The organism is Fundidesulfovibrio agrisoli, assembly GCF_022808715.1.
Classification (GTDB): Bacteria; Desulfobacterota; Desulfovibrionia; order Desulfovibrionales; family Desulfovibrionaceae; genus Fundidesulfovibrio; species Fundidesulfovibrio agrisoli.
The window spans coordinates 90,400-113,197 of record NZ_JAKZKX010000005.1; the positions used below are offsets into that span (position 1 = coordinate 90,400).

25 protein-coding genes are annotated in these 22,798 nt (G+C 68.6%); 11 read left to right on the forward strand and 14 right to left on the reverse strand.

Annotation, left to right across the window (positions count from 1 at the left end):
• Both MLE27_RS05425 and MLE27_RS05430 read left to right on the forward strand, forming a co-directional pair.
• Positions 1–324, forward strand: coding sequence for a type II toxin-antitoxin system RelE/ParE family toxin (locus MLE27_RS05425; RefSeq protein WP_279355700.1), 324 nt, complete (start codon positions 1–3; stop codon positions 322–324).
• 10 nt (positions 325–334) lie between these two features.
• Entirely contained in the window at positions 335–649 is a 315-nt protein-coding gene (locus MLE27_RS05430) for a helix-turn-helix domain-containing transcriptional regulator (protein WP_243310889.1), read from the forward strand.
• A gap of 42 nt (positions 650–691) precedes the next feature.
• Here the strand turns inward: MLE27_RS05430 and MLE27_RS05435 are convergent, their stop codons facing one another.
• The 5 genes from MLE27_RS05435 to MLE27_RS05455 are packed head-to-tail and all read right to left on the reverse strand — an operon-like array spanning position 692 to position 8,075.
• Positions 692–1,909 carry an MFS transporter gene (locus tag MLE27_RS05435; protein ID WP_243310890.1) on the reverse strand — a complete coding sequence of 406 codons (1,218 nt, stop codon included), beginning with the start codon at positions 1,907–1,909 and terminating at the stop codon, positions 692–694.
• Between the two features lie 36 nt (positions 1,910–1,945).
• On the reverse strand, positions 1,946–2,896 hold the full coding sequence (locus tag MLE27_RS05440) for a diguanylate cyclase (RefSeq protein WP_243310891.1): 951 nt from the start codon (positions 2,894–2,896) through the stop codon (positions 1,946–1,948).
• A gap of 35 nt (positions 2,897–2,931) precedes the next feature.
• On the reverse strand, positions 2,932–6,435 hold the full coding sequence (locus tag MLE27_RS05445) for a response regulator (RefSeq protein WP_243310893.1): 3,504 nt from the start codon (positions 6,433–6,435) through the stop codon (positions 2,932–2,934).
• Between the two features lie 6 nt (positions 6,436–6,441).
• Complete coding sequence (locus tag MLE27_RS05450; protein WP_243310894.1) at positions 6,442–7,761, reverse strand: branched-chain amino acid ABC transporter substrate-binding protein; 1,320 nt, start codon at positions 7,759–7,761, stop codon at positions 6,442–6,444.
• Positions 7,762–7,814: 53 nt separating this feature from the next.
• Positions 7,815–8,075 carry a hypothetical protein gene (locus MLE27_RS05455; RefSeq protein ID WP_243310895.1) on the reverse strand — a complete coding sequence of 87 codons (261 nt, stop codon included), beginning with the start codon at positions 8,073–8,075 and terminating at the stop codon, positions 7,815–7,817.
• 117 nt (positions 8,076–8,192) lie between these two features.
• Between MLE27_RS05455 and rarD the strand changes: the two genes are divergently transcribed.
• Both rarD and MLE27_RS05465 read left to right on the forward strand, forming a co-directional pair.
• A complete protein-coding gene (gene rarD / locus MLE27_RS05460; RefSeq protein WP_243310896.1) occupies positions 8,193–9,101 on the forward strand; it encodes an EamA family transporter RarD in 909 nt (302 codons plus the stop codon).
• Positions 9,102–9,126: 25 nt separating this feature from the next.
• A complete protein-coding gene (locus MLE27_RS05465; RefSeq protein WP_243310898.1) occupies positions 9,127–9,951 on the forward strand; it encodes a nitroreductase family protein in 825 nt (274 codons plus the stop codon).
• 163 nt (positions 9,952–10,114) lie between these two features.
• Here the strand turns inward: MLE27_RS05465 and MLE27_RS05470 are convergent, their stop codons facing one another.
• The 5 genes from MLE27_RS05470 to MLE27_RS05490 all read right to left on the reverse strand — a co-directional run bounded on the left by MLE27_RS05470 (position 10,115) and on the right by MLE27_RS05490 (position 12,215).
• On the reverse strand, positions 10,115–10,588 hold the full coding sequence (locus MLE27_RS05470) for an EVE domain-containing protein (protein WP_243310900.1): 474 nt from the start codon (positions 10,586–10,588) through the stop codon (positions 10,115–10,117).
• A 25-nt stretch (positions 10,589–10,613) separates the two neighbouring features.
• On the reverse strand, positions 10,614–10,910 hold the full coding sequence (locus MLE27_RS05475; protein WP_243310901.1) for an ArsR/SmtB family transcription factor: 297 nt from the start codon (positions 10,908–10,910) through the stop codon (positions 10,614–10,616).
• Positions 10,911–11,033: 123 nt separating this feature from the next.
• Entirely contained in the window at positions 11,034–11,279 is a 246-nt protein-coding gene (locus MLE27_RS05480; RefSeq protein WP_243310902.1) for a hypothetical protein, read from the reverse strand.
• 111 nt (positions 11,280–11,390) lie between these two features.
• Positions 11,391–11,666 (reverse strand): hypothetical protein, encoded by a 276-nt coding sequence (locus MLE27_RS05485; RefSeq protein ID WP_243310903.1) that lies wholly within the window; start codon positions 11,664–11,666, stop codon positions 11,391–11,393.
• A 90-nt stretch (positions 11,667–11,756) separates the two neighbouring features.
• On the reverse strand, positions 11,757–12,215 hold the full coding sequence (locus MLE27_RS05490) for a universal stress protein (protein ID WP_243310904.1): 459 nt from the start codon (positions 12,213–12,215) through the stop codon (positions 11,757–11,759).
• A gap of 193 nt (positions 12,216–12,408) precedes the next feature.
• Between MLE27_RS05490 and MLE27_RS05495 the strand changes: the two genes are divergently transcribed.
• The 7 genes from MLE27_RS05495 (at position 12,409) to MLE27_RS05525 (ending at position 20,891) form a co-directional block, all read left to right on the forward strand.
• Positions 12,409–14,835 carry a Lon protease family protein gene (locus MLE27_RS05495; protein WP_243310905.1) on the forward strand — a complete coding sequence of 809 codons (2,427 nt, stop codon included), beginning with the start codon at positions 12,409–12,411 and terminating at the stop codon, positions 14,833–14,835.
• Between the two features lie 3 nt (positions 14,836–14,838).
• A complete protein-coding gene (locus MLE27_RS05500; RefSeq protein WP_243310907.1) occupies positions 14,839–15,609 on the forward strand; it encodes a hypothetical protein in 771 nt (256 codons plus the stop codon).
• 88 nt (positions 15,610–15,697) lie between these two features.
• Positions 15,698–17,521: a triose-phosphate isomerase gene (locus MLE27_RS05505; protein ID WP_243310908.1), complete on the forward strand. Its 1,824-nt coding sequence runs from the start codon at positions 15,698–15,700 to the stop codon at positions 17,519–17,521.
• Positions 17,493–18,647, forward strand: coding sequence for a potassium channel family protein (locus tag MLE27_RS05510; RefSeq protein ID WP_243310909.1), 1,155 nt, complete (start codon positions 17,493–17,495; stop codon positions 18,645–18,647). The genes MLE27_RS05505 and MLE27_RS05510 overlap by 29 nt, the downstream gene beginning before the upstream one ends.
• The gene (locus MLE27_RS05515) at positions 18,647–19,156 is read left to right on the forward strand and encodes a cyclic nucleotide-binding domain-containing protein (RefSeq protein WP_243310910.1); all 510 of its coding nucleotides are present in this window, start codon (positions 18,647–18,649) and stop codon (positions 19,154–19,156) included. Before MLE27_RS05510 ends, MLE27_RS05515 begins: the two co-directional genes overlap by 1 nt.
• Complete coding sequence (locus MLE27_RS05520) at positions 19,153–20,058, forward strand: hypothetical protein (protein ID WP_243310911.1); 906 nt, start codon at positions 19,153–19,155, stop codon at positions 20,056–20,058. The genes MLE27_RS05515 and MLE27_RS05520 overlap by 4 nt, the downstream gene beginning before the upstream one ends.
• Entirely contained in the window at positions 20,055–20,891 is an 837-nt protein-coding gene (locus MLE27_RS05525) for an FAD-binding oxidoreductase/lyase (protein ID WP_243310913.1), read from the forward strand. The genes MLE27_RS05520 and MLE27_RS05525 overlap by 4 nt, the downstream gene beginning before the upstream one ends.
• 25 nt (positions 20,892–20,916) lie before the next feature.
• Here MLE27_RS05525 and MLE27_RS05530 read toward each other — a convergent pair whose 3' ends face one another.
• Genes MLE27_RS05530 through MLE27_RS05545 form a run of 4 tightly spaced genes read right to left on the reverse strand, consistent with a single transcriptional unit; the run spans position 20,917 to position 22,732 of the window.
• Positions 20,917–21,420, reverse strand: a complete 504-nt coding sequence (locus MLE27_RS05530) for a hypothetical protein (protein ID WP_243310915.1) — start codon at positions 21,418–21,420, stop codon at positions 20,917–20,919.
• Between the two features lie 44 nt (positions 21,421–21,464).
• Positions 21,465–21,659 carry a hypothetical protein gene (locus tag MLE27_RS05535; RefSeq protein WP_243310917.1) on the reverse strand — a complete coding sequence of 65 codons (195 nt, stop codon included), beginning with the start codon at positions 21,657–21,659 and terminating at the stop codon, positions 21,465–21,467.
• 60 nt (positions 21,660–21,719) lie between these two features.
• Positions 21,720–22,043 (reverse strand): AzlD domain-containing protein, encoded by a 324-nt coding sequence (locus tag MLE27_RS05540; RefSeq protein WP_243310918.1) that lies wholly within the window; start codon positions 22,041–22,043, stop codon positions 21,720–21,722.
• Entirely contained in the window at positions 22,019–22,732 is a 714-nt protein-coding gene (locus MLE27_RS05545) for an AzlC family ABC transporter permease (RefSeq protein WP_243310920.1), read from the reverse strand. The genes MLE27_RS05540 and MLE27_RS05545 overlap by 25 nt, the downstream gene beginning before the upstream one ends.
• Between the last annotated feature and the right edge of the window lie 66 nt (positions 22,733–22,798).

A 22,798-nucleotide genomic window follows, 5' to 3' on the forward strand; every position in this document is an offset into this window, starting at 1 on the left:
ATGGGCATCGAGGTTCAAGAATACCTGGACGAGAGGGGAAAATCCCCGTTTGCCCATTGGTTCGTGACCTTGGACGCACACGCAGCGGCCAAGGTCGCCGCGGCCCTCTACCGCCTGGAGCAGGGCAATTTCTCCAGGGTCGAGGGTGTCGGAGGCGGGGTGTTCGAGTGTAAAATACATTTCGGGCCGGGCTACCGGGTCTACTTCGGCAAGGATGGCGAAAGGCTGGTCATCCTGCTCGGTGGCGGCTCCAAGAAGCGGCAGGGTGCGGACATTGCCGCCGCCTCGGCCTGCTGGCAGGATTACAAGAGGCGGAGACGCTAAAGGGCGGACTATGGCGCTTACACGTGGATTTCGGGCGACTCTGCTGGAGCGCGCCCAGCAAGATGCGGAGTTCCGGCAGGCCATGCTCGTGGAAGGCATCGACGCCATGCTGGCCGGGGATGTGGCGACAGGCAAGGCGATCCTGCGGGACTACATCAACGCCGCCATCGGCTTCGGCCCCCTGGCGGAAGCGACCAACATACCGGCGAAAAGCCTTATGCGCATGCTTGGACCCAAAGGTAATCCCCGGGCGGACAACCTGTTTCACATCATCCATCATCTACAGGACCGGGAGGGCATCCATCTGGGCGTCGGCCCCTGCTGAACGCATGGCCTGCCCGGGCGCTGGATCGCCCGGCATTAGGCCCTAGCCCGCCTTATTGACCACCAGCTTGTCGCGCAGGCGCAGCGCCGGGAAGAGCCGCATCCACAGGGCCACCACCACCAGCGTCCCGATCCCTCCCAGCACCACCGACCCCACCGCGCCGAACAGGGCGGCCGTCACGCCGGACTCGAACTCGCCCAACTGGTTCGAGGTGCCGATGAAGATGGAGTTCACCGCGCTGACCCGGCCGCGCAGATCGTCGGGCGTTTCCAACTGCACCAGGGTGGAGCGGATCACCACGCTGACCATGTCGCTTGCTCCCAGGCAGGCCAGGGCCGCAAGCGACAGCGGGAAGGAGGTGGAGAGCCCGAACACCACCGTGGACACGCCGAACACGGCCACGGCCCCGAACATCTTGTGCCCCACGTGGCGGTTGAGCGGCACGCGCGCCAAAAACAGCGACATGGAGAGCGCCCCCACGGCCGGGGCCGCGCGCAGCATGCCCAGGCCCCAGGGGCCGGTGTGCAGGATATCCTTGGCGTAGACGGGCAACAGGGCCGTGGCCCCGCCCAGCAGCACGGAGAACAGGTCCAGGGAGATGGCCCCGAGTATTTCCGGGCGTGAGCGGATGAAGGAGATGCCCCCCAGCACCGAACGCAGGTTGGGCGGCTCGCGGCGGGCCTGGGGGGCCTGCCGGGGTATGGAGAACATGGCCGCCGAGCCCAGCACGAAGCACACGGCGCACACGCCGTACACCGCCTGGGGTCCGGCCGCGTAGAGCGCGCCGCCCAGGGCCGGGCCGACGATCACCGCGCTCTGCCAGCCCGAGGCGCTCAGGGCCAGCATGCGCGGCAGCATGGCCGTTTCGGCCAGGCCCGGCAGCAGGGCCTGCATGGTGGGCATCTCGAAGGAGCGGGCCGCGCCGATGGCGAAGGCGCAGGCGTAGATGGCGTGCTGGTCCACCAGCCCGGCGAAGCTTCCGGCGGCCAGCGCGGCGGCCAGCACGCCCTGTGCGGCCTGGCAGGCGAACACGATGCGCCTGCGCTCCATGTGGTCGGCCGCGTGCCCCACCACCAGGGTCAGGGCCAGCTGCGGCAGGAACTGGGCCAGGCCCACCAGGCCGAGGCTGAGCGCGCTGCCCGTGAGCTCGTACATCTGCCAGCCAACGGCCACGGTCATCATCTGGTAGGCGAAGCCCGAGGCCACGCGGGAAAGCCAGAAGCGCTTGAAGGAAGGATTGGAGAAGACGGACGTCTGCATGTCAAAGCCCCCTGGGGTCGAGGGGCTTGCGATGGCTCATTCCCCAGGCGAGGTCAAGCCCGGCGGCGGGGCGATCTCCACGCGGTTCCGGCCCGATGCCTTGGCCCGGTACAGGGCGTCGTCCGCGCGGCGCAGCATGCAGGCCACGTCGTCCCCCGGGTGGTAGGCGGCCACGCCGAAGCTGGCCGTCACGCGCTCCACCGGGGGCAGCGGCGCGCAGGCCAGCACGGAGCGCAGGCGCGAGGCCAGCTCGCCCGCGGTATCAAGCCCCGTCTCGGGGCACAGCAGCAGGAACTCCTCCCCGCCCCAGCGGCCCACCATGTCCATCTCGCGCACGTTGGCGGAGAGGATGTCCGCCACCTGCACCAGCACGCTGTCGCCCACCAGGTGCCCGAAGGTGTCGTTCACGGTCTTGAAGGAGTCCACATCCAGCAGGATGACGGAGAACTGTGTGGCGTAGCGCCTGGCGCGCTGCACTTCCGCCTGGAAGGCTTCGTCGAGCTTGTGGCGGTTGTGCAGCCGGGTCAGGCGGTCGGTCTGCAGGAGCACCTCCAGGGCGCGGTTCTTGTCGTCGAGCTCCTGGTTCTTGAGGTCCAGCAGGGTGTAGGCCTCGTTGAGGCGGTTCTTGGCCTGGGCGAACTCGATGTGGTTCTTGACCCTGGCCAGCACGATGGGCGGGCTGAACGGCTTGGTGATGTAGTCGATGGCCCCCAGGCTCAGGCCCTCCAGCTCGTTGGTCTCGTCGCTCTGGGCGGTGAGGAACACCACCGGAATGGAACGGGTGGCCGGGTTGTCCTTGAGCCTGCGGCAGACCTCGTAGCCGTCCATCTCCGGCATGGAGATGTCCAGCAGCACGAGGTCGGGCGTGAAGGATTCCGCCAGGGACAGAGCCATGTGCCCGTCCGTGGCGAAGCTCACGGAGTAGCTTTCCTTGAGGAGCTCCCGCAGCAGCTTGATGTTCACCGGCATGTCGTCGACGACGAGCACACGCGGCCTTACGGCGCCTGCTGTCATAGATGCCTTCAATCGGGCTGGAGTCTGGTCTCCAGCTCCTTGAGCACCGCGAGGGCGGTTTTGTAATCCAGTTGGGAAAGGTGGTTCTCCAGCTCGTCGAGCAGGGGGGCGTGAAGCCCGTCCGATGCGGCCCGCAGCCTGGCCAGCGTGTCCGCCGCGTCCATGTCGTGGGCCTGGAGCTGGGCGCGCAGGCCGTGCGCCAGGGCCAGCAGCGCCCGCGGATCGCCGGCGGGGCTCGCGGGGCCGCCAGGGGCGTGCCGGGCCCCGGTTCGGGGCCCAGCACCGGGCAAGAATCCAGGCAGGGCGTCGAGCCCCTGGCGCACCGTCTCCAGGGCATCCAGCAGCCGGTCGATGATGGGCTGCAGGTCCAGGTTGGCGCCGTCCTTCAAGGCGAGTTCAAGATGCTGCGCCGCCTCGTACACGCCGCCAGCGGCCATGTTCGCTGACACGCCCTTCATGGCGTGGACCATCCCCGGCAGCTCGTCCGGATTCTCGCGGAGCCCGCGGCGGAGCTCGTCGGGGAAGGCGCGGACCTGGGCCGCGAACCCCTTGAGCAGCTCAAGGTACACGGCCGCGTTGCCCATGACCCTGGCCAGGCCGGCCTGGATGTCGATTCCCGGCAGGGATTCGGGCAGGGCCGTGGGCGCGGGCTCCTGGCCCTGCTCCTGCCCCGGCTCCTTCGTGGCGTCGCCCTGCGGGGTGGCCTGGCGGCCGGCCTTGGGAGGTATCCAGCGCAACAGGGCGGAGAACAGTTCGGCCGGGTCGATGGGCTTGCCCAGGTGGTCGTCCATGCCCGCTTCCAGGCAGCGCTGCCGGTCCCCGCTCATGGCGTGGGCGGTCATGGCCACGATGGGCAGGTTCCTGAGCCGCTCCACGGCGCGGATGGCCGCCGTGGCCTGGAAGCCGTCCATGCCGGGCATCTGGATGTCCATGAGCACAAGGTCGAAGGGCTGGGCCAGCACCTTGGCGATGCCTTCGGAGCCGTTGCCCGCCACGTCCGTCGAAATTCCGGCGTGCTGGAGCAGCTCCACGGAGACCTGCTGGTTGAGGGGGTTGTCCTCCACCACGAGCACCCTGGCCCCGCGCAGGTCCTCCAGGCGGGAGGCGTCCACGCCTTCGGCAGGCGGGGGAGGGGGCGTCGAGGATGCCCCGTTCTGGCCGGAGGCGCGCCCCAGGACCTTCAGCACCGCGTCGAAAAGGTTGGACTGGGTGAAGGGCTTGGTCAGCACCATGTCCACGCCGGAGCTCGTGGCCTCCGACATCAGGCCCATGCGGCTGTAGGCCGTGAGCATGAGCAGCGCGGGCTGCTTGTGGATGCGCAGGCTGCCGCGCACGCGCCGGGCCAGCTCCAGGCCGTCCATGTCGGGCATGAGCAGGTCGATGAGCGCCAGGGCGAAGGGGTCGGCGGGGTCGGCCTGCTCCAGGATGCGCAGGGCGTCGCGCGCATTGGAGGCCGCGCTCACCTGCAGCCCGTAGCTGCGCAGGAATTCCGACACCAGGGCCAGGGCGTTGGCGTTGTCGTCCACGGCCAGCACCTTCAGGGAGCGCAGGGAGGGCTCCGGCGCGTAGCGGCGGCGCTTTTGCCCCTCCACGCCGAAGACGGCCGTGAAGGTGAAGGTGCTCCCCGCCCCGTATTCGGATTCCACCGTGAGCTGGCCGCCCATGAAGTCCACGAGGCGCTTGCAGATGGCCAGCCCCAGGCCCGTGCCGCCGTATTTGCGGGTGATGGATCCGTCCGCCTGGGAGAAAGGCTTGAACAGGTTGTCGAGCTGGCCGCGGGTCATGCCCACGCCCGTATCCCGCACGGAGAAGCGCAGCACGGCCTTGCCGTCCTGTTGGCTGTCCTGGGCGATGCGGATTTCCACCTCGCCCTTGTCGGTGAACTTGAGCGCGTTGCCCACCAGGTTGAGCAGCACCTGGCCCAGGCGCAGGGGGTCGCCCATCAGGTCGGTGGGGACGTCCGGCTCCTTGCGCATGATGAGCTCGATCCCCCGCTCCCCGGCGCGGGCTCCCAGCACGTTGGACACGTCGGCCAGCACGTCGTCCAGGGCGAAGGGCACGCGCTCCATGTTGAGCTTGCCCGCCTCGATCTTGGAGAAGTCCAGGATGTCGTTGACGATGGCCAGCAGGGAGCGGGCGGAGGAGTTGATCTTCTTCAGGTAGTCCCGCAGGCGCGCGGGCTCGTCGCTGTCCAGCCCCAGGCTGGAGAAGCCCAGGATCGCGTTCATGGGGGTGCGTATCTCGTGGCTCATGTTGGCCAGGAACTCGCTCTTGATCCTCGTGGCGGACTCGGCGGCCAGGTTGGCGGCGCGCAGCCCCCGCACGGCCCCCTCCAGCTCGTCCTTGGCCTTGGCCAGCTCTCCGGTGCGCTGGCTGACCTTGGTCTCCAGGTCGCCCACCAGGCCGCTCATCTCGGTGGCCATGGAGTTGAAGGTTTCGGCCAGTTCGCCGAACTCGTCGCCGGATTCCACCTCCACCCGGACGGCCAGGTTCCCGGAGCGCAGCGCGGCGGCCGAATCAGTGAGCGCCACCAGCTTCCGGGTGACCGAGGCGTTGACCACCCAGGCGATGAACAGGGCGCAGACCAGGCCCAGCAGGGCGGTGACCGCGATGATCGCCGTGGCGGAGCGGCTCACGGCGTCGATGTGCGCCCTGGTGCGGTTGACCTCGGAGGTCACCAGGGCCTTGAGGTCTTCCGAGATGGGGTCCACGGCCCGGGATTGAAGGGCGAAATCGTTGAATTTGCCCGCTATGGCCGTGTCCACGTTGGCGATGTCCTCGCCGATGGAGGAGGCGTTGCGCAGGATCTCCCTGGCCTGGGCCTTCTGGTCGGCGTTGAGCTGCTTCGAGCCCGCCAGGGCCTTGCCCAGCAGGAAGCCCTCGTTGAGCGCGGCCTGCATGTCCGGGCGCTGGCGTGTGAGCTGGTACTGCTTCTGCTGGGCCAGCATCTTCAGGTACAGGCGGGAGAGCTCCTCGCTAGCGTCGGCCAGGGGGGCCAGCGCGGCCATCTGTCCGTCCAGCCTGTCCTGCAGGCCGGTCTCGGGCGCGGCGAGGATGGTCACCAGGTCCACGAGTTCCAGGAAGGTCTGGGTGAAGCGCTTGGCCGACGAGAGGTAGAGGTTGATGTCCACGTTGCGGCGTTGCAGCGCCTCGCTGACGTCCGGGCCGGAGACCAGGCGCTTGAGCTCGTCGCTCAGGGCCACCACCCGGGCGATGGCCGCGATGGAGGGCTGGAAATAGAGCTCGTGGGCCTTGCTGAAGCCCACCGAGGGGTAGTTGAGGAAGAAGTCGCGGTGCAGGCGGCGGGCCTTCTCCAGGCCGGCGTCCATCTCGTAGACCCGCTGCCTGATCTCGGCGCTGTTCAAAATCACGTTCTCGGCGTGGCGCACCGAGGCCAGGGCGAAGAAGCTCACCGCGGCCACGAGCGTGAGCGTGGCCAGCAGCAGGGCGAAGGACAGCCCGAGCTTGTAGGTGATGGAGAGGTTGCGCCAGAACGACGTGACGATCTTCATGCAGGCCTAACGGGCATTCCCGGGCGCGTAGGTGAAGAGCACGTTGGCCCGCAGGCCATCCACGCCCTTGGAGAGGTCGTCGAGGCGCAGCACGTTGAAGCGGGGCGGGGCGCAGTCCCCGAATTCGTTGCAGCCGAGCGTGCCGGTGACGCCCCGGAAGCCCGCGGTGGCGTAGAGCGCGTCGCGCAGGGCCTGCCTGCCCACGTGCAGGGTGCCCTTGGAATCCCTCTTGGCCACCTTCTCGATGGCGTCGAAGAGGATGTTGGCCGCGTCGTAGGCGCTCTGGTAGTACATGGTGGGCGGGTCCATCTTGTACCGCTCGATGTAGGCCTGGCGCAGGGCGGCGACCTCGGGGGTGAGGTCCGGGGGGGTGGGGCCGACGAAATACATGCCCAGCGCGTCCTGCTGCACGTCCGCCAGGAAAGTGGCCTCGATGAGCGAACCGTCGCTCATCAGGGCGATGTTCTTCATCTCCGGCATCTGCCTGGCCTGGCGCAGCACGTGGTTGCCCTCGGGCTGGAACAGGGGGAAGAACAGCAGCTGCGCCCCGGAGTTGACCGCCCCCGTGAGCACGGGGGCCATGTTGGTGTCGCTCTTGTTCACCGTGGCCGAAAGGGTGATGCGCCCGCCCAGGCGCTCGAATTCCTGCTTGAAGCCCTCCGTGAGCCCGGAGGTGTAGATGTCGCCGTCGTTGACCGTGGCGGCCTGCCGGATGCCCAGGGTCTTGAAGGCGTAGGTGGCGGCGGCCGGGCCGGAGGCCTCCTCGTTGGGGGCGGTGCGGAAATATCCGGGCTGCCACTTGGGGGCGCGCCTGCCCGCCACCGAGGTCAGGAAGGGGGCGCTGTTGTTGCCGGAGATCATGGAGAGCCCCGCCTCGGACATGACCATGGACGCCGTGGCCGCGTCGCCCGAGCAGGTGGTGCCGAAGATGGCCAGGACGGCCGGGTCCGCCACGAGCTTGAGCGCGGTGTTGGCCCCGCCTTCGGGCCTGCACCCGGTGTCCTCGGTGGGCAGGTCGACCGTGCGCCCGGCCACCAGGCCGCCGCGCTTGGCCAGGGCCAGCTCGAGGCCGCGCACCTGCTCCTGGCCGAGGCTGGCCACCTTGCCCGAGAGGGCTTGGATCACGCCGATTTTCACGGGGTCGTCCGGCCCGAGGTCCACACAGCCCAACTTGTCCGAGCAGACAAAGGGCTCGGGTTTGCCGGAGCAGGCCGCGATCAGGGCGGCCGCAAGCGCACAGGCTAGGAGGGCGCGGGAAAGGAAACCGCTGGAGGGGGTGCCGCTGGGCTGGCGTCCAGCGGGCGACCCGGTTCGGGCAATGGTCATGGACACTCCGTACAATCGATATTTCTGCGAGTATTCGGCACTGCACCGCGCCCTCAGACTAGCCTATGCCGGATGCTCCCACAATGGTTTTCCGGCAGAAAAACATGTCCGTCCGGGGTGTTCAGCCAAGGCCAGAGGCCGACGCCCAGGGCCATGGAGTGCGTGGCGGCGTGCAGGCGCTTCTTGCTCTCGGAGCCGATGAAGCCTTCCGCGTTGGAGACGCCGACGCCCTCCAGGCGGGAGGCGTCGCGCTGGAACAGAGCGAAGATGCACAGGATGCCGTTGAAGCGGGTGCCGATGGAAAAGGAGCGCATGGTAACCCTTGTGAGGGGGCAGCGGGTACGCCCGGCGCGCCTGGGCGCAGTGGGGCGGGGCTTCACAAGCGGCGGCAAATGAAGCACTATCGCGCCCTTCGCACAAGGATGCCCGTCATGTCCCAAAAACAGACCGGCCCGGGCCTGGCGGCCGGGGCCTTCTCCTTTCTCTGTTGGGGGATGCTCCCCCTGTACTGGCGATTGCTGGACGGGGTCGCCGCCCTGGAGATCAGCTGCCACCGCGTGGTCTGGTCCGGCGTGCTCACCGGGGCGCTGCTGCTGGCCCTGGGCCGCATGGGCGAGGTCCGCAAGGCTCTCTCCAACCGGCGGGACCTGGGCCTGCTGGCCGTGAGCAGCGCCATGATCGGCGTGAACTGGGTGCTCTACATCTGGGCCGTGAACAACGGCCACGTGCTGGACGCCAGCCTGGGCTACTACCTGAACCCCCTGGTGAACGTGGTGCTTGGTATGGCCGTGTTCCGCGAGCGCCTGAACAGGCCCCAGGCCGTGGCCGTGGGGCTGGCAGCATGCGGGGTTGCGGTGCAACTCGTGGGCGTGGGCAGCCTGCCCTGGATCGCCCTGTCCCTGGCCGTGAGCTTCGGCATCTACGGCATGGTGCGCAAGCTGGCGGCGGTGGAGTCCCTGCCGGGGCTGTTCGTGGAGACGGCCTGCCTGGGCCTGCCCGCCGCCGGATACCTCGTCTGGCGGGCCTCGCAGGGCGTGGGCGGCATGGGCGGCGGAGGCCTCATGCAGGATATTCTGCTGGTGGGCGCGGGTGTGGTCACCACGCTGCCGCTCTTGACCTTCGCCTTCGGGGCCAGGCGCATCAGCCTGACCACCCTGGGCGTGCTGCAGTACATCAGCCCCACGGGCATGTTCGTGCTGGGCATCCTGGTCTACGGCGAGGAGCTCGGGCTGGCCAGGGCCGTGACCTTCGCCCTGATCTGGGCGGGCGTGGCGCTCTACACCGTGGACGGGGCCATGCGCCTGCGCGGCCTGGCGCGGCAGGCCGCCGCGAACCGCTGAAGCCGGGCAGGATGACGGAGGACTCATGCAGGAACTGGATTTTCGCGTGGACGAGGCCCTGTGCGTACGCTGCGGCGAATGCGCGCAGGATTGCCCGGCGTCGGTGATCGTCCTGGACGACCTGCCGCGCCTGGAAAACCCCCAGGGTTGCATCCGCTGCCAGCACTGCCTGGCCGTGTGCCCCACCGGGGCGCTCTCCATCCTGGGCCGGAACCCGGAGGACAGCGAGCCCCTGGAGGGCCGCCTGCCGGACTTCCGCAGCCTGGCCGTGCTGGTCAAGGGACGGCGCTCCGTGCGCCGCTACCGGCAAAAGAATCTGGACCCCGCGCTGGTGCGCTCCCTCTTGGACGCGGCCTGCCACGCGCCCACCGGGGTCAACTCCCAGGGGGTGCTCTTCACGCTGGTGCCTGGCCTTGAGGCCATGCAAGGGGTGCGCGCGCGGGTGCTGGACGCCCTGGAGCGGCTCAAGCGGGAGGGGAGGTTGCCCGAAGGCTACATGGGGCGGGTGCTGGGCTGGGCCGTGAAGGTCTGGCGGGAGCAGGGCCGCGACGCCGTGTTCCGGGACGCCCCGCACCTGCTGGTGGTCAGCGCGCCGGAGTCCGTCCCCTCGCCCGTGGAGGACTGCCTGGCGGCCCTGACCAGCTTCGAACTGCTGGCCTGCGCCGCCGGGGTGGGCACGCTCTGGAACGGCATGGTCATGGCGGCCCTCACGCTCTGCCCGGAACTGCGGGAGCGCCTGGGCATCCCGCAGGATCACCGCCTCGGCTACGCAATGACCTTCGGGCTGCCGGACGTGGCCTATCACCGCACCGTGCAGCGCGGCCCGGCCCGGGTGAACGTGGTAGGCTAGCAGCCTGTTGAAAAATCCCTGCTGACATCGTCGCTCAATACAAGCCAAACCCACGCGTAGGAGAACTACGCGTCGGGCTTGCCTTTTTTCTTGCGCCTTGCCAGCGGGTTTTTTGAACAGGCCGCGAGAATCGGCTTTTCAACGGACAGCCAGGCCGGAACGCTCAGGAATCGCCGCCCTCGCCCATGGCGCAGACCAGGGCGAACTCCTCCTCGCTGACGGGCATCACCGAAAGGCGCGAGCCCCTGCGCAGAAGCTCCATCCCGGCCAGCCCCGGCACGGCCCGCATGGCCCCAAGGGGCACCGGGCGGGGGAAGATGCGCTCCAATTGCACATCCACGGCGTACCACTGGGGCTTCTCCGGCGGGGACTTGGGGTCGTAGTGCCTGTCCTCTGGGTCCCAGGCGGTGGGGTCGGGGGAGGCTTCGCGCACCACGCGCGCCACGCCCACGGCCGAGGGGTCGGTCACGCTGTGGTAGAAGAGCACCAGGTCGCCCGGGGCCATGGAGTCGCGGATGAAGTTGCGGGCCTGGTAGTTGCGCACCCCGGTCCAGGAGGTGGTCTGGTCCTTCTCTTGAGAGAGGTCCTGGATGGAGTAGCAGCCGGGCTCGGTTTTCAGAAGCCAGTGTCTGGGCATGGGGCGTCCTTGGCGTGGCGGGGGGTCAGCGCTGTCCGGCGGAGAGCAGGCCCATGACCTCCTCCAGCACGGCCGGGTTGGGCCGCGCGGTGAGGAACTTGCCCTGGCGCTCGGTCTCCACCAGCCCGGCGTTCACCAGTTCCTTGAGGTGGTGGGAGATAGTCGGGGCCCCGATGTTGAGCCTGGCCATGATGTCGGAGACGCAGCACTCGCACCCGGCCTGGAAGTCCCGCCGTTCGCCCCGGACGATGGCCAGGTAGATCTCCAGCCGGTTGGGGTGGGAGAGGGCCTTGAGCACCTTGGCTGCCTGCTGCGTGTTCATGCATGGACCTGCTTGGGGATTTCGACAATCGTCAAATCGAAAGTGCACCGCCCCAGGCCGGCTTGTCAAGCGCGGGCCGGGCCGGGGAGGGGGTGGCGTCCCCGGCCTGGCTGCAGTGGCGGGTTATTCGTTGGCCGCGTCGATGAGCTTCCTGTCCGGGGTGAAGATGACGCGCTTCTTGCCGCCCCCGTCCGACTCGGAGCGCCACTCGCCGATGCCCTCCAGGTAGGCCGTGTCCTTGTTCTTCACGGCGTTGGTGATGACGGAGCCCACGATGGTGATCACTTCGGCCGCGTCCTCGTCGGTCTTGATGCACTGAGGCATGGCGCTCTTGAGAACGTTCACGAAAGTCTTCAGATCGGCGGACATGGATACCTCCCAGAGGTTGTGGGGTAGGGTGGAGGGACACGCAGCCTGTAACGCCAGACGACTTCCGAAAAAATAGAGGGGTATGGAGCAGGGGCGCGAAGCCGCCCCGGATCAGCCGCCTACGGGGCACTCCTTGGAGTGGCGGCAGTAGCTGTGCACGAACTGGCGCAGCTCGGCGGCGAAGGCGGTGCACTCCTCGCCGTTCAGGCATTTGCGCACGTCCTCGTTGTCCAGGCAGGAGCTCATGCTGTGCTGGCCCTTGCCCAGCCGGACCTCCCAGGAGTCCATGCGCGGGTCTTCGAGGACCTCCAAGGTCACACCGTATTCGACGATTTCCGGGAACATGCTCCTGATTCTGGTTTCGATGGCCTGTGCGTCGACTTTCATGGACTGCCTCCGCAAGGAACGGCACGGGTTGTGGGCCGCGTTCCCGCCGGGAGGGACCGCGGTCCGTTCGGATCGCCTGGCCCGGCCCGGCTAGGGCCGCACGATGTGCACGGGCACCTTGGCCCGCTCAAGAATCTCCCTGGCCACGCGCCCAAGGCCCGTCTCCCCGCCGGGCCTGGCCCCCAGGCCGTGGCCTCGGCTGGTCATGACCACCATGTCGGCCTTTTCGGCGTCGATGGCCTTGAGGATCTCGGCGGCGGGCTCGCCTGCCACCAGGCGGACCTTGAGCCTGGGGCAGCCCTTCAATGCCTCGCCGCAGATGTGCTCCAGCTTGGCCTTGGCCTGCTCCACCTCCCAGCCCTGGAATTCCTGGATGAGGTCCGGGCTGGGGTAGTTGCCGTAGGCCGGGAAATAGGAGCAGAGGTCCACGCTGACGTACATGACCACCACGAGGGCGCCGTACTTTTCCGCCAGGGAGAGAACGTGCCCGGACGCCTTGAGCGAGCCGGGCGACAGGTCCGTGGGCCAGAGGATGGTGCGTACTTCCATGGTTCCCCCTCGAACAGGTTGGAGTGGAGAGGAATACGACCCTGCCACACTAGCGCCGGGAGGGGAAAATGCAAGGGGAATCCCGGCGGAAACGGGCAACCTCGCCCGCATGGGCGCGCCGCCCGCGAGTGCGGCCCTTGCGAGCGCGGCTGGCACGCGTTATTGTATGACAAAGATTCTTTCAGGATATCCCATGCCCAAGCCTTCGCCTCTGGCCCTGGACAAGCTCCGGGCCGTCTGCTCCCCCGAATCCATCCCCTGCTGCGACAGCACCGCGCTGCCGGAGGCCGAGGCCTCCGACGCGGCCTTTCAGCCCCGGGCCCTCTCCGCGCTCGAGCTGGGGCTTTCGCTCAGCGGGCGCGAATACAACATCTACCTGGCCGGGGAGCCCTACCAGGGCCGCACCTATTTCCTCAAACGCTTCCTGACCCCGGTGGCGGCCAAGGCCCCCACGCCCCCCGACATCGTCTACGTGCACAATTTCGAGGACGAGGACCGCCCCGCCGCCCTGACCCTGCCCCCCGGCGAGGGGCGCAGGCTCAAGGCCGAGGCCGCCAAGGCCGTGGCCGCCGTGAAGGACGAGATCCCCGTGCGCTTCGAGCAGGAGGGCCACCTGGCACGGCGCCAGAGCCTCCAGCGTGATTTCCAGACCGTGCGCGAGGAGCTGTTCTCCGAAATGGAGGAGCGCGCCGCCGAGCAGGGCTTCAACCTGGACGTAGACGAGCAGGGCGGCATGACCCTCTACCCCCTGGTGGAGGGCAAGGTGGTCAGCGACGAGGACTACGAGCGAATGGACCCGGAGCTGCGCAAGTCCCTCAAGCAGCAGGGCGACGAGATCCTCTCCGACATGGGCGGCTACATGCGCACCCTGGCCGCCGAGGACCGCACCTACCGCGAGAACGAGAAGAAGCTCGACCAGCAGACCGTGGGCGAAGTGGTGGACTTCCACTTGGAGCCCCTGCTGGCCGAATTCGCCCACCAGCCTGACGTGCTGCGCTTCCTGCGCGGGGTGCGCCAGGACGTCATCGAGAACTACGAGGGCTTCCTGGCCAAGGAGGCCCCGCCCATCCCCGTGCATCCCGGGCAGGACCAGGGGCTCGGCCCCGACGACCTCATCGCCCGCTACGAGGTCAACCTCTTCGTGGACAACTCCCGGCTGGAGGGCGCGCCCGTGGTCATCGAGGACCACCCCACCCACCACAACCTGCTGGGCTGCGTGGAGCGCGAGTCCGACTTCGGGGCGCTCTACACCGACCACACGCTCATCAAGCCCGGGGCCATCCACCGCGCCCTGGGCGGCTTCCTGGTGCTGCGCATCGACGACCTGGCCCACGGGGCCCAGGCCTGGGAGGGCCTCTTGCGCGCGCTGCGCTCCGGCCTGTGCCGCATCGAGGACCCCGCCGACGGCGAGCAGGTGCGCACCCGCACCATCGAGCCCGAGCCTGTGCCGCTCACGGCCAAGGTGATCCTGGTGGGCACGGACGAGGCCTACGAGGTGCTGCTCTACGGCGACGAGCGCTTCCAGAAGCTCTTCAAGTTGAAGGCCCACCTGCAGGACCACATCCCCCGCACCCCGGCCAACGAGGCCGCGCTGCTCTCCATGCTGGGCCGCGTCATCGACGAGGCCGGGCTCAAGCCCTTCGACAGGGGCGCGCTGGCGGGCCTCGTGGAGCAGGCCTCCGCCCTCTGCGACGACCAGACCCGCCTGACCCTGCGCCTGCCGCTCCTGCGGGAGCTCATGTGCGAGGCCTCGGCCCTGGCCGGCATCCGCGGCAAGGACATGGTGGACGCCGGGGTGCTGCGCGCCGCGCGCGACGCCAGGCTGTTCAGGGCCAACCTCCTGGAGGAGGAGTTCCTGGCCGAGTACGACCGCGAGATGATAAAGGTCTCCACCTCGGGCAGCGCCGTGGGCCGGGCCAACGGGCTTTCGGTGCGCATGTACGGCGACTTCGCCTTCGGCCTGCCCCACCAGATCGCCAGCACCGTGGGCGTTGGCCACGGCGGCATCCTGGACCTGGAGCGCGAGGCCGAGCTTGGCGGGCCCATCCACACCAAGGGCATGATGATCCTCAAGAGCTACCTGGTGAGCCAGTTCGCGCAGGACAAGCCCGTGGTGCTCACCGGCAGCCTCTGCTTCGAGCAGAGCTACGCCGAGGTGGAGGGCGACTCCGCCTCCGGCGCGGAGCTGGCCGCGCTGCTCTCCGCGCTGTCGGGCGCGCCGCTTGACCTGTCGCTGGCCTTCACCGGCGCGGTGAGCTCCTCCGGGGCCATCATGGCCGTGGGCGGGGTGAACCAGAAGATCGAGGGCTTCTACGAGGTCTGCCGCCGCAGAGGGCTCACGGGCCGCCAGGGCGTGCTCATCCCGGCGGACAACGTGGTCAACCTCATGCTGCGCGAGGACGTGCTGGAGGCCGTGGAGAAGGGCCTGTTCAACATCTACCCCCTGCGGAGCATCGAGGAGGCCATCGAGCTGCTCTCCGGCATGCCCGCCGGGCAGCGCGGCCCGGACGGCCTGTTCCCCGAGGGGACGCTCTTCAGGCTGGTGGACGAGAAGCTGGCCCGATTCGCCGCCCTGGCCTCGCGCTGGTCCGGCATGAACCGTCTGAACTGCGAGCCCTGAGCCATGTCCAAATCCTGGATCAACGAAAAGCTGCCCGAGTTCGTGCGCGACATGCTGCGCGACCTCTGCCTCTCCGCCGACATCCTGGAGAGCCAGTTCGCCATCTTCGACCGCACCTCCCAGCTCTCCTTCGAGGTGTTGCACTCCCTGGTGGGCGAGGAGATGAACAAGGGCCTGCTCTGGCGCCTCAAGGACACCGCCCACCACCTGTTCCGCAACGACGGCAAGCAGCTGCTTGCCGGGCAGTTCCTGGACTGGTCCATCGGCTACATCTTCCACGAGACCATGAAGCTCAAGGAGGACGCCTACCAGCAGCAGAACTACGGCCCCTGGTTCCGCGAGCTCATGGACCAGGAACTCCCGGAGGAGGACCACGTCATCTCCCGCGAGCTGTTCCAGGTGGTGCTGCAGACCACCGAGTCCATCCGCAGGGAGATCGCCCGGGTGCGCTTCTTCTTCGCGCGCTGCCGCAAGCTGCTGGGCGCCTATCTGGAGGACCAGGGCGAGAACCCGCTGCTGGGGCGCTTCCTGTTCGAGCAGAACGCCCTGGTGCGCAAGTTCTTCGGCCCCGACTTCGAGGACTTCACACGCGCCGTGTACCGCAACCAGCCGGAGATGCTCTACGTCATGGCCGCCCAGAGCCTGCGCCAGGGCGGCTGGATGACCCACGCCGCCGAGGCCGCCGGCGCCGCCTACGAGCTTGCCCCCGCGAACCCCCGCGTGTTGCGGGAAAAGCAAATCGTTGATACCTGGATGGAACGAATGAAGGCTTAAAAGTCACATTTTTCGGAAGGCCCGGCCCCCGCTCAGGGGCCCGCCGCCAGCCCGCCGCGCCATCGCCCTCAAGGAGGAAGTCCCCGCCATGTCCCTGATGCATCTCAACCGTTCGCTCCACCGCCTGCAGAACAGGGAGAAGCCCGAGCTCTATCGGGAGCTGTTCCCCTACACCAAGGTCAGCCGCGTCAGCTTCGACGACACCATGGTTCTTCCCCGCCCCGCGGAGAAGATGTTCATCACGGACACCACCTTCCGCGACGGCCAGCAGGCCCGCCCGCCCTACACCGTGCGCCAGATCGCGCACATCTTCGACCTGCTGCACAAGCTTGGCGGCCACTCAGGGCTTATCCGGGCCAGCGAGTTCTTCCTCTATTCCGACAAGGACCGCCGCGCCGTTGAGGCCTGCCTCGCCAAGGACTACAAGTTCCCCGAGGTCACCGGCTGGATCAGGGCCAACAAGGCCGACCTCAAGCTGGTCAAGCAGCTGGGCCTCAAGGAGACGGGCATGCTCACCTCCGTCTCCGACTACCACATTTATCTCAAGCTCGGGAAAGACCGCAAAGCCGCCATGGCCGACTACCTCTCCGTGGTGGACCAGGCCCTGGAGTGGGGCATCGTGCCGCGCTGCCACTTCGAGGACGTGACCCGCGCCGACATCTACGGCTTCTGCATCCCCTTCGCCCGCGCGCTCATGGCCCGCAGCAAGGACGCGGGCATGCCCGTGAAGATCCGCCTGTGCGACACCATGGGCTACGGCGTGCCCTACCCCTCGGCCTCCATTCCGCGCAGCGTGGCCAAGGTGGTGCGCGCCTTCACCGACGAGGCCGAGGTGCCCGGCGAATGGCTGGAGTGGCACGGCCACAACGACTTCCACAAGGTGCTCATCAACGCGGCCACGGCTTGGCTCTCGGGCTGCTCCGGGGCCAACTGCACCCTGCTGGGCTTCGGCGAGCGCACCGGCAACGCCCCGCTGGAGGCCATGATAATCGAGTACGTCTCGCTCACCGGCGAGGACGACGCGGCCAACACCCAGGTGATCTCCGAGATCGTGCGCTACTTCGAGGAGGAGCTGGACTACAACGTCCCCGCCAACTACCCCTTCGCCGGGCGCGACTTCAACGCCACCTCGGCGGGCATCCACGTGGACGGCCTGGCCAAGAACGAAGAAATCTACAACATCTTCGACACACAGAAGATCCTGGGCCGCCCGGTGCCGATCATCATCACGGACAAGTCCGGCAAGGCGGGCGTGAGCTACTGGATCAACACGGAGCTCGAGCTGGAAGAGGAACAGCAGGTGGACAAGCGCCACCCCGCCGTGGACAAGATCTACTCCCGCATCATGGAGGCCTACGAGGCCGGGCGCAACACCTCCTTCTCCAACCAGGAGATGAAGACCCTGGTGAAGCGCTACATGCCCGAGCTCTTCGCCTCCGAGTTCGACCACCTCAAGAAGCTGGCCCACACCATCGCCTCGCAGCTCATCCTCAAGCTCTCGGAGCAGCCCTGCATCAGCGAACTGGAGGTGGCCCCGGCCACGGAGTGCATGGCCACCTTCCTCTCGGACTACCCCTTCATCCAGTTCATGTACCTGACCGACACCACGGGCAAGCTGGTCACCTCCCACGTGGCCAACCCCGTGGACAGGCCCAAGTACGCCTCCATGACCGAAGGGGTGGACCAGTCCGACCGCGAGTGGTTTATCCAGCCCATGCAGAACGGCAAGCTGCACATCACGGACTTCTACCGCTCCACCTTCACGGGCAAGCTCTGCCTCACCGTTTCCGTGCCCGTGGCCAACGAGCGCGACGAGATAACCGGCGTGCTCGGCGCGGACATCCGCTTCGAGGAGCTGCTCAAGCGCCACAGCGACCTGGAAGATGCCGAGTCCCTGGGCGAAGCTGACTGAGAGCCCCTTCACCCTTCCGCTGACACTCATGGCGGCCATCCTGGCCGTCTCGGCGGCGGGGTTCTGGTGGTTCGAGTCCGGCACGCAGGCCGAGCCGGTCGGCTTTTTCGAGGGGCTGTGGTGGGCCATGGTGACCCTGTTCACCGTGGGCTACGGCGACTTCGCCCCCAAGACCGTACCCGGGAGGCTCCTGGGCATGGGAGTCATGGCCTCGGGCATCGGCCTGGTCTCCGTGCTCACCGGCACCATGGCCTCGGCCATGGTGGAGCGGCAGACCATGAAACGGCGGGGGTTGCTGCGTTTGGACAAGCAAGGACACATCCTCATCCTGGGCTGGAACAGCCACGGCCGCATGCTCGTGGAGCACCTGCGCCGCCTGCCCGACCTGTCGGGCGCGCCCGTGGTGCTGGCCTCCGAGATGGACCCGGCCGAGTTCGAGCAGGAGGCAGAGGCCATGAACCTCGGCCCGGCGCTCTCCTTCGTGCGCGGCAACCCGGCGCACAGGGCCGTGCTGGAGCGGGCCAACCCGGCCAAGGCACGCCTGGCCTACATCCTCGCGGCGGACGACATCCCCGGGGAGGAGGCCGACAACCTGAGCGTGCTCACCGCCCTGACCCTGCGCTCCCTGGCCCCCGACCTCACCGTCTACGCCGAGGCCATGCACGACCAGAGCCGCGACCACCTGGTCCGCGCGGGCGTGACCAAGGTTCTTGGCCGCGAGGAGCTCACCGGCCGGACCCTGGCCTTCATGGCCTCCCACCCCGTGATGCACGACGTGCTGCGCGCCCTGCTGGGCGGCCTGCCCGGCGTGGGCAAGGGCGGCTACTTCCGCTACCGGCCCATGAGCGCGGCAGAAAAGAAGTCCACCTGGGTGGAGCTGGTGCGCCAAAGCCTCGAAGCCAGCGGGCAGCTCCCCCTGGGCGTGTGCCGCCTGCCGCGCGAGCTGCGCCTCTCCGACGTGCTGGACGCCTCCGAAGGGCTGGACCGCTTCGTCATGGAGCTGATCCAGACCTCGGGCCAGAGCGACAGCCTGGGCCAGCGCGGCTCCGAAGTCGTGCTCAACCCCGGGCCTGAGCTGGCCCTGGAAGGCTACGACGGAATCGTCTTCATGGACCGGAAGTCGTGATGGACGTGCGCTGGAAGGACATCGGCCTGCTGCGCGGCCTGGACGAGGCGGCCCTGGCCAAGGTGCGCCCCATCTTCGAGCCCCGCCAGTTGGAGGCGGGGGCCCGCGTGATCGTGGAGAACGAGCCCGGGGAGGAGATGTTCGTGCTGGTCAAGGGCAAGGTGCGCATCGTCAAATCCATGCTTCTGCCCGTGGACGCCTCGTCCCTCGGCGGTGTCGATCCGGCCAAGGTGCTGGCCACCCTCACCGGGGAGGCGCTGCCCTTCTTCGGCGAGATGGGCCTTGTCACCGACCATCCGCGCTCCGCCACGGTGGAGACGCTGGAGCCCTCCACCTTCCTGGTCACGGACAGGGCCAGATTCTTCGACCTGGTGCGCCGCGAGCCGGAGCTGGGCTGCCGCCTGCTCACCGCCCTGGCCGTGCGCATGGCCGACCTGGTGCGCTCCGGCAACCAGCAGGTCATGAAGCTGACCACCGCGCTCGCCCTGGTGCTCTCCGGCAAGAAATGAGCGAGTCCCCCGCCGCATCCGGGGCCGAGGAGCCCGGCCTGACCCACCGCGACATCGCCGTGGCCCTGGGCGTTACCGTGACCACGGTCAAGAGCTACCGCCGCAAGTTCCCGGAGTTCTTCGCCGGGGCCTCGGGCTCGCGGCCCATCCGCTTTCCGGCCCGTGCGGGGCAGGTCTGCGCGCGCATCCAGGCCCTGTTCGGGCGCGGCTACGCGGTGGAGCAGGTGCGTGAGCGCCTGGCCCTGGAATTCGACCTGCAGGAGCCCTCCATTCAGGAGCCGCCCGGCAAGGAAGCCCGCCCCGTGCCGCCCCCCGGAAGCCCGGAGAATCCCCTGGCCGCCCCGGACCCCCTGGCCCGCATCGAGGGCCTGCTGGAGGGGTTGTTCTCCATCCAGAACCGTACCCACTCCCTGCTGGCCGACCTGCTGGCCAGGCTGGACACCGTGGCCGACGCCCTGGCGGCCCAGCAGCCACAGGCTGCGGCGCAGGCCAAACCCGCACCCAAGCCCTCGGCGCCGGTTCGTGCGGCCGGACCCGCAGCGGTGAGGCCCCCGGCGGAACTCCTGGGCCTGCCCGTGGTGGTGCTCTCGGGCGACGGCGAATATCTGGGCGTCAGCAGCAAGGGCGGGAAGGCCTTCTCCTTGGAGCAGTTCGAGGAATTTCTCGTCAACCGGGCCAAGGGCCTGGGGCCGGTGGAGCCCCGCTGGCGCGGGGCCGGTCAGGAGTGGATTCTGGGCCTGCGCAGCGGCGGGCAGAGCCATGACCATCATTTCGTCCGGGCCGTGACGCCCAAGGGCAACGCCGTTGCCCGCTTCTCGGCCCTTTCCGTGGGCGGGCGCGCCGAGTCCGACGCGGCCTTGCAGACATTCCTGCGACAGGTCAAGGAGTCGCTGGCCCAATGAACGGTTCCCCGGATCAGTTGCGCCAGCGGCGCATGCGCTGCGAGGAGTTGGCGGAGAGCGCCGCGCTCCAGTTGGAATCCCTGCGGGACGCCCTGGACGCTGGCGGAATGGAGGATTCCACCCGCCTGGCCCGAGAGGCCGAGCAAAACCTGCGGGAGCTGGCCGCCCTGACCCTGCTGCCCGAGGCGGCGAACGGGCTGGAGCCGGGCTGGTCCGACCCGGGCTCGCTGCACGCCTTCCGGCGCGCGGGCCTGGAGGCCCTGGAGCGCTTGCGGGCGCGCTACGCCGCCCTGTGCGCCGGGCCGTGGCAGGACGCCGGGGACATCCTCGGGCGGGACTCGGCGCGGAGGCTCGCCTTGCGGACGGTCTGCGCTATGCTGGCCGCCGCCGCGATCTTCGGGGGGTGGTGGCGCTGGCAGGAGGCGCGCAACGCCCGGCTGGCCGCCGGGCTGGCCCGGGTGCGGGCGGAGACCGCCCTGGAGGCCGTGCGCCTCATCGGCCGGGCCTGGACCCAGGCCGCCCGGTTCGCGGGGAAAACTCCGGCGGACGTGCCCGCGCTCAAGGATTTCGATGTCTGCCTTGGTACCGACTTGAGGCTCGCCGCGCCCGACGCCCCGTGCAGGCAGGCCTGGAAGGCGGCAAGCGAACAGCTCTTCACCGGGGCCGTGCCCCCGCCCGGCAACGCCGATGCCGCCCCGTCCGAGGTCCAGCGCGACCCCTGGGGCTCCCCTTATGTCCTGAGCATCGATCCGCAGGGCAGGGGGCGGGTGGCCTCGCCTGGGCCGGACGGCCGTCTGGGCACCCCGGACGACATTTCAGAGACTCTGCCCTGAACTTCTCCCGCTTCCTGTCCTTCCGTCATTTCCTTTCAGGCACCGAGAGCCGCGCCCGGCAGTAGGCGGCCGCGTCCGTGGCGGCGGCCAGCAGGGCCGGCCCGGCAACCCCCGAGGCGACCTCGCCCAGCAGCGCGTCGCTCTGCAGCGGGGCGGGCTGGGTCCAGTCCATGGTCACGAGCATCACGGCCTGCATGGCCTGCCGCCCCTGGGGCGCGTCCCGCCCGAAGTCGTATTCCAGAACGTAGCACAGGTTCGCCCCGGCCTTGGCCAGGGCCGCCCTGTCCTGCGCGGTGAAGCTGCGGCCCTGGGCCGTTTTGCCCACCAGGGCGTCCAGGTTGAAGATGCCTGTGGCCCGGGCCAGGGTGCTGCCGTCATGGCGGGGCGTGGCCGACCAGGCCACCCGGGTGAAGAGGGGGCAGGCCCCGAGGAGTTCCCCCAGTGGGCGCGCCGGGGCCACGGGGTGGCGCAACTCCTTGAGGCGCGCCACCTCGTCGCGCCCGCAGGCGCACAGGAGCAGAGCGGCCAACAGGAAAGCTGTAGTACGAATTGTAACCAAAATGAAAACGACAATCAGTCGGCGCTGTTGAACGTCCCGCAGTTCTCGCAGGAGAAGCCGTAGAAGCGGGCCTCTCCGTCCACCACCTCGATCTCCACGTGGTTGATGTGCCCGCACTTCTCGCACTGGATCATGGCGATGCCGGTCTTGGGGTTGTAGAGGCATTCCTCGCCGCGGATGATGACGGTCTCGGTGAAGCCTTCGTCCATGGTGCGGCCTCCTTTGGGGTTTGAGCCAGGATAGCCGGACTCGGAGGCTGTTGGCAACGGCTAGAACACGGCGCGCCAGAGTGCCACGAAGCACAGCCCGGCCAGCACGGGGCCGAAGAAGCCCTTGGTGCGCCAGGCCAGCAGGCTGGTGAGGGCGGAGGCCCAGAGGAAGGCGTTGTCGAAGCTCAGGTTCAGCGCCCCCTTCTCCAGCAGCACGGACTGGGCCAGCAGCGCGCCCAGCACCGCCGGGGGCACCACGGAGAGGAAACGGCGCAGGGCCTCGGGCATGGGGCGCGAGGCGAAGAACAGCGCCGGGACCACGCGCGGCAGGTAGGTCACCGCGGCCATGCCCAGCACGGTCAGGAGGATCGTTTGCTGGTCCATGGGGTGAAGGCCGCGGTGGCGGCGGCGATGACGGCTCCGGCCAGGGTGGCGTAGGCCGAGGCGTCGGTCTGGGAGATGATGAGGGCCAGGGAGCCGCCCAGCACGGCGGCCAATATGTGCGCGGGGCTCAGCAGCTGCCCCACCAGCAGCACCGCGAACATGGCGGGCAGGGCGTAGTCCAGTCCCAGGGGCTTCACGTCGGGCACGAAGCCGCCGGCAACGGCCCCGGCGATGCCGCCCACGATCCAGCCGGTGTGGGCCAGCAGGTTGATGGCCAGCGTCTTGCGGGCGCTGAGCTGCCGGTTGTGGAAGCGCGTGGCGTGCAGGGCGAAGGTCTCGTCGGTCATCTCGAAGCAGAAGCGGGCGATGCGCCGCACCGGCCAGCTTGCCAGGAAGGGCGAGAGCGCGGCGGAGAACAGCACGTGGCGCAGGTTCACGATGAAGGCCGTGGCGATCACGCTGGAGGCGGGAGCGCCGGAGCCGATCATGTCCACGGCGATGAGCTGGGCCGAGCCCGCATACACCAGGATGGACATGAGCCCCGTGTTGGCCAGGGAGAGCCCGGCCTTCACGGCCAGCACGCCGTAGGCGAAGCCCACGGGCAGGTAGCCCATGATGATGGGCAGGGCCTGCGAGAGGGCGGAGGGCTCGTCCCGCTGGGCGGTATGGTCGTCTTGAGCGTGCTGCATAGGGGGGATTTGGCTACTCCTCGCTGGAGCCGGGGTCAAGGCCTGCAACTGGGCCGGAGCCCGGGC

Bases quoted from the DNA above. Each gene is read 5' to 3' on its own strand.
- MLE27_RS05425 (WP_279355700.1), top strand. From the start codon at position 1: ATGGGCATCGAGGTTCAAGAATACCTGGACGAGAGGGGAAAATCCCCG.
- MLE27_RS05430 (WP_243310889.1), top strand. From the start codon at position 335: ATGGCGCTTACACGTGGATTTCGGGCGACTCTGCTGGAGCGCGCCCAG.
- MLE27_RS05435 (WP_243310890.1), bottom strand. From the start codon at position 1,909: ATGCAGACGTCCGTCTTCTCCAATCCTTCCTTCAAGCGCTTCTGGCTT.
- MLE27_RS05445 (WP_243310893.1), bottom strand. From the start codon at position 6,435: ATGAAGATCGTCACGTCGTTCTGGCGCAACCTCTCCATCACCTACAAG.
- MLE27_RS05450 (WP_243310894.1), bottom strand. From the start codon at position 7,761: ATGACCATTGCCCGAACCGGGTCGCCCGCTGGACGCCAGCCCAGCGGC.
- MLE27_RS05455 (WP_243310895.1), bottom strand. From the start codon at position 8,075: ATGCGCTCCTTTTCCATCGGCACCCGCTTCAACGGCATCCTGTGCATC.
- rarD (WP_243310896.1), top strand. From the start codon at position 8,193: ATGTCCCAAAAACAGACCGGCCCGGGCCTGGCGGCCGGGGCCTTCTCC.
- MLE27_RS05465 (WP_243310898.1), top strand. From the start codon at position 9,127: ATGCAGGAACTGGATTTTCGCGTGGACGAGGCCCTGTGCGTACGCTGC.
- MLE27_RS05470 (WP_243310900.1), bottom strand. From the start codon at position 10,588: ATGCCCAGACACTGGCTTCTGAAAACCGAGCCCGGCTGCTACTCCATC.
- MLE27_RS05475 (WP_243310901.1), bottom strand. From the start codon at position 10,910: ATGAACACGCAGCAGGCAGCCAAGGTGCTCAAGGCCCTCTCCCACCCC.
- MLE27_RS05480 (WP_243310902.1), bottom strand. From the start codon at position 11,279: ATGTCCGCCGATCTGAAGACTTTCGTGAACGTTCTCAAGAGCGCCATG.
- MLE27_RS05485 (WP_243310903.1), bottom strand. From the start codon at position 11,666: ATGAAAGTCGACGCACAGGCCATCGAAACCAGAATCAGGAGCATGTTC.
- MLE27_RS05490 (WP_243310904.1), bottom strand. From the start codon at position 12,215: ATGGAAGTACGCACCATCCTCTGGCCCACGGACCTGTCGCCCGGCTCG.
- MLE27_RS05495 (WP_243310905.1), top strand. From the start codon at position 12,409: ATGCCCAAGCCTTCGCCTCTGGCCCTGGACAAGCTCCGGGCCGTCTGC.
- MLE27_RS05500 (WP_243310907.1), top strand. From the start codon at position 14,839: ATGTCCAAATCCTGGATCAACGAAAAGCTGCCCGAGTTCGTGCGCGAC.
- MLE27_RS05505 (WP_243310908.1), top strand. From the start codon at position 15,698: ATGTCCCTGATGCATCTCAACCGTTCGCTCCACCGCCTGCAGAACAGG.
- MLE27_RS05510 (WP_243310909.1), top strand. From the start codon at position 17,493: ATGCCGAGTCCCTGGGCGAAGCTGACTGAGAGCCCCTTCACCCTTCCG.
- MLE27_RS05515 (WP_243310910.1), top strand. From the start codon at position 18,647: ATGGACGTGCGCTGGAAGGACATCGGCCTGCTGCGCGGCCTGGACGAG.
- MLE27_RS05520 (WP_243310911.1), top strand. From the start codon at position 19,153: ATGAGCGAGTCCCCCGCCGCATCCGGGGCCGAGGAGCCCGGCCTGACC.
- MLE27_RS05525 (WP_243310913.1), top strand. From the start codon at position 20,055: ATGAACGGTTCCCCGGATCAGTTGCGCCAGCGGCGCATGCGCTGCGAG.
- MLE27_RS05535 (WP_243310917.1), bottom strand. From the start codon at position 21,659: ATGGACGAAGGCTTCACCGAGACCGTCATCATCCGCGGCGAGGAATGC.
- MLE27_RS05540 (WP_243310918.1), bottom strand. From the start codon at position 22,043: ATGGACCAGCAAACGATCCTCCTGACCGTGCTGGGCATGGCCGCGGTG.
- MLE27_RS05545 (WP_243310920.1), bottom strand. From the start codon at position 22,732: ATGCAGCACGCTCAAGACGACCATACCGCCCAGCGGGACGAGCCCTCC.